The following is a 6,643-nucleotide window of genomic DNA, read 5'->3' on the forward strand; positions in this document are numbered from 1 at the left end:
CGGGCAGGCGCGGCAGCGCGTTGTCCAGCGGAAGCAACGGCAGCGACGGGCGCGGCGGGTGCAGCAGCAGTCTCGGGCGACCCGCCCGGCCCCGTCGGGGTCCACAGCTTGAGGCCCATAGCCTCCAGCATCGCGCGTTGACGTTCGTTCCAGCTCATGCGGCAGGCTCCGCCAGGCGTAGCGTCATGAGGACCGCGTCCTCGCGGCCATCCGCGCCGGGGTAGTAGCCGCGACGCAGACCGCTCTGCGCGAAGCCGTAGCGTTCGTACAGCCGGCGTGCGCGGTGGTTGCTCTCGCGGACCTCCAGCCACACCTGGTGGCAGCCGCGCGCCCGCGCCAGCAGGCCGAGCGCGTCGAGCATGCGCCGTGCGAGTCCCTGTCCCTGACGCGCTTCGGTCACGGTGATGTTGAGCAGGTGCATCTCGTCGATCACCTGCATCGCGAGGAAGTAGCCGCAGAGCCGCGCCTGCTCGTCACGCATGACGAAACCGGCGTAACCCGCGGCCATCGAATCGATGAAGTTGCCGCGCGTCCAGGGATGGCTGTAGGAGACGGCCTCGATGGCCATCACCTCGTCGAGGTCCAGCGCGCGCAGCGGCTGCAGCGATTGCAGCGACGGCGGCCAGGCCAGATCGCGGGGTTGGGCGCTCATCTGGGCACTCCCTGGGTGTCGGCAAGCGTCGCCGCCTTTGCCGCTTCGCGCTCGGCCGTCGTCAACGCAACCTTGTCGCGCACGTACAGCGGCAGCGCGTTGGCGGCGTCCTCCGCGAGGCCCGCATCGAACGCCTGCTGCGCGAGCGCACCCAGCGCGCGAGCGCGCGAAGCGGTCGTGGGGAAGCGGCGCGCCGCGCCGGTTTCCAGCTCGAAGGCGCCCAGCGCGGAACCGGCGACGATGGTCGGCGACTCCTCGCGCCACAACGCGCGCAGCGGGTCGAGGTCGGTCAGCAGCGGCTCGACGACCGTGGACCAGCGAGCGCCGCCCCAGCGATAGCGGCCAAGGTAGATCTGGTTCATGCGGGCGTCCATCGCGACCCACACATCGAGCGATGCATCGGATTCGCCCGCGGCGAGCACCTGTTGCCGCGCGTCTTCGGCGACCAGCATCAGGCTGTCAAGCGCCAGCACCGGTTTGCCCGCGCCGAACGCGAGTCCCTGCGCCACCGAACACGCGGTCCGCAGTCCCGTGAACGCGCCCGGTCCGCGGCCGAAGCCGACGGCATCCACGGCGACCAGCGGCAGGCCGGCCTGCTTGAGCAGCGCCATCACGTCCGGGACCAGCCGCTGGGAGGCCAGGGCCCCGCCATCGGCGTCCACAAAAGCAGCATGGCCCTGGCCCACGAGGGCCAGAGCCATGTGTTCGGTCGAGCTATCCAGGGCCAGCAACACGCTCATGTCTGAAGTGTAGTGGCCCGGGACGTCGCGGGGCGGGGAGATCCCCCGACCCCGCGGTCCCCGTGTCCGATCAGAAGTCCGATCAGAACGAGTAACCCAGCGACAGCGTGTACACCACCGGACGGAAGTTGATGTCCGTGTGCAGCTCTTCCACGCCGTCCTTGGTCGTCGTGTACGAGCGCATCTTGCTGCGCACGTCCGCGTAGGCGACCGTCGCGTTCAGCGACCACTGCTTGGTGTAGGCCACGGTGAAGCCCGCGTGGGCCGCGGCGCCCCACGAGTTCTCCAGCGTGATGCGGGTCGGGCCGCCGCTGATCGCGTCGCCGGTGGGCGTGCTGCGCTTCTTCTCGAAGTAGGTGTAGTTCACGCCCACGCCGACGAAGGGATGGACCTTGGGGATCCATTCACCGAGGTGGTAGTTGACGAACACCGTCGGCGGCATCTGGCGCACGACCGCGATCTGGCCGGCGTTGGCGAGCACGCCGTTGCCGTAGATCTTGTGCGACGGCGGGATGCCCAGCGCGACTTCGCCGCTCCAGCGCGGCAGGAAGCGGTAGGTGTAGCCGAAGCCCGTGGTGGTCGCGTCACCGACGCGGATCTGCGCGCCCGGCGCCGGGAACTGGCGGCTGCCGCCTTCCAGCGGGCCGGCCTTGCTGTTCACGTCGATGTGCGCCAGGCCCAGGTAGACCGTGTGCGTGCCGACCGCCGGCTCTTCGGCGCGGGCGGCGCCCGCCAGGGCCATCAGCGAAGCGGCCAGGATGAGGGTGATGTTCTTCTTCATGAATGATGTCTCCGTACTGGTCGTCGGCGATTACGGCTGAGCAGCCAGGACCGATTGGAAGAAGCCGCGTGCCAGCGCATTGCAGAACGGCGGGACCAGCGTGCCGTGATAGGCGCCCTGCACCGCTGCCGCACCGGCCGCACCGCCGCCCGCCGCGGCGGACGTGGCCGCCTTGGCTTGCGCGAACCCGCCCGCGATCGTCGCGGCCGTCACCTGACCGGCCCAGGCCATCGAGGCCGAGCTCTCCAGGTTGGACGCCGGGTACAGCTTGTTGCGCGACGCGAAGTCGGCCTGCGCCTGCAGCGTGTTGGTGAAGAACACGGTCGGGTCGCCCGAGCCGCCGCACAGCGCGACCGGCGCCTTCGGCGTCCAGCCCAGCAGCGTGTTGAGCTGCAGCGCCTTGCGGAAGTTGGAGGTCGGGTACGCGGTCTTGAAGGCCGGGTTCAGCAGGCCGCCGGTACCGAACAGGTTGGTGAAGGTCGGGTCGTTGGGCAGCTTGCCGGCGGCGATCAGCGCGCTGATCGACTGCTTCGACGGGAACAGCGTTTCCGCGGTCGCGGCGAACTGGGCCGCGTACACGTCGGTCGGCGCCGAGTAGATGTTGCCGTAGGCCTTCTGGTAGCTGGTCAGCATCAGCGGCAGGAACAGCGTCGCGCCGGCGTTGACCGGACCGGTCGTCACGACCGCGTCGCTGAAGCCCACCAGGTTGTACGGGCCGGACATCGGGGCGGCGGCGGTGACGGGGAATTCGGTCGCGTAGTCGCGCTCCATCACCTTCTGCGTCGCCATCGCCACGTGGCCGCCCTGCGAGTAGCCGGCCAGCAGCAGGCGCGCCGACGGCTTCACCGCGCTCTCGGCGGCCAGGTGGGTCTTGGCGGCGCGCATCGCGTCGATCATCTCGATCGCGGACTGCTCGGCGTTCAGGTAGGTCGTGTACTGGGCGCCGGAGCGGTCGTAGCCGAGGTAGTTCGGCGCCACGACGATGAAGCCCTGGGCGGCGTAGAACGCAGCGACCAGCGAGCCTTCGGCGTTGTTCTGGATGTCGGCCATGTTGAAGGCCTGGTCCGTCGTCGTGCCGTGGGCGTACAGCACCACCGGGCGGTTGCCCGTGCAGGCGGCGCCGGTGCCGGCCGGCACCAGGACGGCGGCAGAGGCGGTGGCCGGCAGGCCCTGCGGATCACGCGTCCAGTAGTAGACGTAGCGCACGTCCACGTCGCAGGCGGCCTTGCCGCTGATCGCCTGCACGCCCTTCGCCGCGGTGCCCGCGTCGATCTGGGCGGCGGTCGCCGCGCCGGCCTTCAGGCCGAGTTCCAGGGTGCCGCGCGCCGGCGGCGCATCGTCGCTCGAGGCATCGCTGCCGCCACCGCAGGCGCTCAGCATGGCCACGGCAGCCAGAGTCAGGCTGGCCAGTTTGAATTGGCTGTTCATTCGGACTTCTCCAGGGGTTGTCTCCGTCGTCTGCACCGTCCCGGCGATCGCGGTCGGCACTAAATCGAACGGTCGTTCGTTTTTCTCAGGGATCACTTTAAGCGCACGCCATCCGGCGCTTACAAAAGGAAAACCCTGACACGCCACAGCATGCCAGGGTCGGGGGGATGACGAGCGCACAACCTGACCCCATCGAGGCGCGGCTGCAACACTTCTGTCATCGGGTGGCGCGCGATGCGCGCGCGGTGGTCGGCCTCAGAACGGGTTGTTGCTAGCCCGGTTGATGGCCTGGGACGCCATGTTGGTGTGCATCACCGGCGCGACGAGCACGTCGCTGGCCCACATGTGGCTGGCGCCGGTGGCGTTGGCCACCAGCGTCTTGTCGGTGCAGACCGGCGGCAACGAACTCGCCAGGCAGGCGGCGTCCGTCGAGTTGGAGGCGGAGTAGATCGTCGGATAACGGCTCATCGTGCCCATCAGCTCATCGGTCAGGATGAGGCCGATGTAGTGGCCGTCGTTGCGGATCTTCAGGCGCATGCCGGCGTTGAAGCGGCGCGACAGTTCGCTCAGCAGCGCGGCGCGGTCGGTATCGGCGTGGACCGCCTTCTCCCGCAGCGCGAACGGCGACAGGCCCATGTCCTGCACGGTGGACAGGATGATGCGGCCGTTGGCGTCGACGATGCGGTTGACCTGCGCGGCGAGCGCCTCGCCGCGGGCCTGCGCGGCGTTGCCCAGCGTGCCGGCATCCTGCGCCGGGTACTGCGCGTACAGCTCGAGCACGTCGTTGGCGCCGACCAGGATGGTGACCAGGTCCTTCGGATTGAAGCCGTCGAGCGCGAACTGGCGGTCGATCTGCGCGCCGACGTCGGCGGTCTTGGCGCCGAGGGCGGCGTACATGCGCGCGGTCGGCGTGGCCAGCTTGTCCGGGTTGCATTCGCCGAAGACGAGGCCGAAGTGGCCCGCGAGCTGCTGCGTCCAGACCTGGTTCAAGGTGCAGGTCACGGCGCCGCTGGTCGCGTCGGTCCCGTTGATCGTGTACTTGGTGCCGTCGGAGCGGATGGCGCTGGTTTCATCGCCGAAGGCGATGAGGCGCGTCGGACGGAAGGGGTCGATCTGTTCGCCGCCGCCGCCGCAGGCGGCCAGCATCGCGGTCGCACCCAGCAGCACGGCCAGGTGGCGCTTCACACTCTTCATGAACTCTCCAAATCTCGAAAACTCAGCGGGGCGCGAAGGCCGCCGCCGCGCGGGACAAGCGGTCCCGCACCCCATCCCAGGCGGCCTCTTGCGGGGGCGCCTCGATCCAGATCTCCGTCGCGCCGGCCGCGTCCAGCTCGCGCAGGACGGCAAACAGCTGACGCGCCGCGGCGCGCGCCTGGGCCGGCATGGCCCGGTGCAGCGCCGGGGCGCCCGTCCCGAAGGACGAGCGGGAATATACCGCCAGCCCCGCCGGACGGTCGCCCGACAGCGCGGCGCGCAACTCTTCAGAGCCCATCAGGCGGACCGTCGCGCGCGGCGCGTAATGCGCCGCCAGTGTGCCCGACGCGCGTGGCGCCTGGGCATCGGGCGCGTGTAAAGCGAGGCCCGCGGCGGCTTCCAGCTGCGCCGGCGTCAGCACGCCGGGCCGCAGCAGCACCAGGCCGCCGCGACTGACGTCGACGATCGTCGATTCGATGCCGACGTCGCAGGGGCCGCCGTCCAGCACCGTCAGACCGGGATCGAACTCCTCGGCGACATGCGCGGCGGTGGTCGGGCTGACGCGACCGAAACGGTTGGCGCTCGGCGCGGCCAGGCCCTCGACGCCGAGGGCGCGGCACTCGGCCATCAAGGCGCGGAAGACCGGATGCGACGGGCAGCGCAACCCCACCGAGTCCTGCCCGCCGGCGGCCGCGGCGGCGATGCCGGGCACGCGCCGGACGATCAGCGTCAGCGGGCCGGGCCAGAAGGCCTCGATCAGCTGGTGGGCGACCGGCGGCAGGTCTTGCCCGAAGACGCGGGCGCCCTGCTCGTCGAGCACGTGCACGATCAGCGGGTGGTCGCTGGGACGACCTTTGGCCGCGAAGATCTTCGCGACGGCCTCGTCCTGGTCGGCGCGGGCCGCGAGTCCGTAGACGGTCTCGGTCGGCACGCCCGCGAGTCCGCCCGCGGCCAGCACGCGCGCGGTGGCGCGCACCGCGTCGGGCGATTGGCCGTCGAGCACCTGGAAGCCGGAATCCTTCACCACGTCGTCACCACGTTCCCACGCCCTCTTCACCCGGTCACCACGTCTCGGGCAGGCCGAGGAGCGCACAGGCGCGACGGGCGCTGGCGCGGGCGTCCTCGGCGGTCGCGCCGATCACGTTCAGGTGGCCCATCTTGCGACCATGACGCGCCTGCGCCTTGCCGTACAGGTGCAGCTCGGCGCCGGGCAGCGCCAGCACGCCGGCCCAGTCGGGCGCGCGTTCCTGGCCGTTCGCGTCGAACCACAGATCGCCCAGCAGGTTCAGCATCACCACCGGCGAATGCAGGCGCGGTTCGCGCAGCGGCAGGCCGGTCATCGCGCGGACCTGCATCTCGAACTGCGAGACGTCGCAGGCGTTCATCGTGTAGTGGCCCGAGTTGTGCGGGCGCGGCGCCATCTCGTTGACGACCAGACGGCCGTCCTTCAGCACGAAGAACTCCACGCACAGCACGCCGACGTAGCCCATGCCGGTCGCGATCGCGGCGGCGGAGCGGCGCGCCTGCGCCTGCAGCGCCTCGTCGACGTCGGGGGCGGGCACCTCGGTGACCGCGAGGATGCCGTCGCGGTGCAGGTTCTGCTGCACCGGGAAGGTCACGACCTCGCCGTCGGCGCCGCGCACGACCAGCACGCTCAGTTCCAGCGCCAGCGGCAGCATCTGTTCGAGCACGCAGTCGACGCGGCCCAGTTCATCGAAGGCGGCGGCGAGCTGCGCCCGGTCGGCGACCCGGCGCTGGCCCTTGCCGTCGTAGCCGAGGCGGGCGGTCTTGAGGATGCCCGGCAGCAGCGTGTCCGGCACGGCGTCCAGGTCCGCGGCGGCGCCCAGG

The 6,643-nt window shown here is 70.6% G+C and carries 7 protein-coding genes; all 7 read right to left on the bottom strand.

Annotation, left to right across the window (positions count from 1 at the left end; translation table 11 throughout):
• Positions 1-154: 154 nt before the first annotated feature.
• Positions 155-652 (bottom strand): ribosomal protein S18-alanine N-acetyltransferase, encoded by a 498-nt coding sequence (gene rimI, locus VF536_RS09725; RefSeq protein ID WP_331614642.1) that lies wholly within the window; start codon positions 650-652, stop codon positions 155-157.
• Positions 649-1,392: a tRNA (adenosine(37)-N6)-threonylcarbamoyltransferase complex dimerization subunit type 1 TsaB gene (gene tsaB, locus VF536_RS09730; RefSeq protein WP_331614643.1), complete on the bottom strand. Its 744-nt coding sequence runs from the start codon at positions 1,390-1,392 to the stop codon at positions 649-651. Before tsaB ends, rimI begins: the two co-directional genes overlap by 4 nt.
• Before the next feature lie 82 nt (positions 1,393-1,474).
• Positions 1,475-2,173, bottom strand: coding sequence for an OmpW/AlkL family protein (locus VF536_RS09735; RefSeq protein WP_331614644.1), 699 nt, complete (start codon positions 2,171-2,173; stop codon positions 1,475-1,477).
• A 30-nt stretch (positions 2,174-2,203) separates the two neighbouring features.
• Positions 2,204-3,601 (bottom strand): alpha/beta hydrolase family protein, encoded by a 1,398-nt coding sequence (locus VF536_RS09740; RefSeq protein ID WP_331614645.1) that lies wholly within the window; start codon positions 3,599-3,601, stop codon positions 2,204-2,206.
• 255 nt (positions 3,602-3,856) lie between these two features.
• Complete coding sequence (locus VF536_RS09745; protein ID WP_331614646.1) at positions 3,857-4,795, bottom strand: SGNH/GDSL hydrolase family protein; 939 nt, start codon at positions 4,793-4,795, stop codon at positions 3,857-3,859.
• A gap of 22 nt (positions 4,796-4,817) precedes the next feature.
• Positions 4,818-5,822, bottom strand: coding sequence for an L-threonylcarbamoyladenylate synthase (locus tag VF536_RS09750; protein WP_414710335.1), 1,005 nt, complete (start codon positions 5,820-5,822; stop codon positions 4,818-4,820).
• 34 nt (positions 5,823-5,856) lie between these two features.
• On the bottom strand, positions 5,857-6,643 hold a 787-nt coding region (locus tag VF536_RS09755), incomplete at its 5' end, for a 5-(carboxyamino)imidazole ribonucleotide synthase (RefSeq protein ID WP_331614647.1).

Source organism: Roseateles sp. (genome assembly GCF_036486225.1).
GTDB lineage: Bacteria > Pseudomonadota > Gammaproteobacteria > Burkholderiales > Burkholderiaceae_C > Roseateles.